We start from the raw sequence: 1159 nt of genomic DNA, 5'->3' as shown, positions 1-1159 counted from the left end.
TGTTCATTCCCTGGTCTTTTATCGCTTTTGCGATCCGTAGTGCCTTGTCCTTTCTTTCTTTACCTTCCTCTGCTAAATATGGATATACTAGAGTACCGTTTTCGTCTATCACAAGTACTTCTTTTCCGGATTTGTTCATATCAATTGAGCAAATTTCTTCTAAGGTTTGATAAGGAAGCTCTATTTCGATCATTCCAAAATCCGTATAGTACGGCGTACTGAATTTACGTACCACAGATATGACGGTTTGGGGAGTAGTCGACCAGTCGTCGGGGTGAGGGGGGGTACCCGTAAACAAACGATCCGCCGCGAAGTGCTCGTTTACGATTTTCGGATCCGAATATCGAGCAGGAATCTCGTTAATAACACCTTCATCTCGAATATACGTGAAGAAAATGTTCTTCTCAGGGATAAATATGATGACCTTATATAAGTTGCTAACTACGCTGTAAATCACGTTCAAATTGTGAGCCAATTTCGATTTATACAATAACGACACAAAAGAATGGCTTTCGGAATCATGGTACATGTTGATCATCATTTCCAGGTTATCCTGGTTGGTTGTATAGCTAATGGCCGCATTGCCGAGCTGTTTGTACAACATATCGATTTGATCTGATATTTTTTGCGCTGCCGGGGCAAGATTGATCTGATCGGTGTGAACAAGCGTCCGCTTCATATACATAAATAAATAGGATGAGAAGGAAACTATGATCAATAAAAAAATGCTGATAAATACAAGGAATACCTTACTTTGAAATCCGAGTTTATTTAACACTTTTGCATCAGCTCCAGGGAAAGTGAATTGGTGCTATTATATCACACATGTAAGCGTGTAAAAGGCCAGTAATAATATTATAAACGACCTAGTCAGATTTCTACATTTATCTTAAAAAGCACGTCCTCTATACTAGGGTTAACGGTGCAGGAACAATGACAACATTTCTAACATTTCTTTAGCGCCGAATGATGGAGGGGGAATAACCATGAAAATGTTTACGAAAAAAGTATTGACCGTAGCATTGGTAAGCACTTTTGCAATTAGTTTAACAGCTTGTGGAGGGACTACAAATACTGATGGGAAAGACAGTGGGAAGGCGCCAAGCGAGACTGCGAAAGACACGGTGAAAAAAGAGCCTGTCACTGTCAGTTACCTCGC

The 1159-nt window shown here is 40.1% G+C and carries 1 protein-coding gene; it reads right to left on the bottom strand.

The window, feature by feature from the left end; translation table 11 throughout:
* On the bottom strand, positions 1-778 hold a 778-nt coding region (locus AC58PQ_RS29540; RefSeq protein WP_497247961.1), incomplete at its 3' end, for a hypothetical protein.
* Positions 779-1159: the final 381 nt, after the last annotated feature.

This window comes from Paenibacillus sp. J22P143, from assembly GCF_059692035.1.
This window is presented reverse-complemented; position numbering and strand designations above follow the sequence as displayed.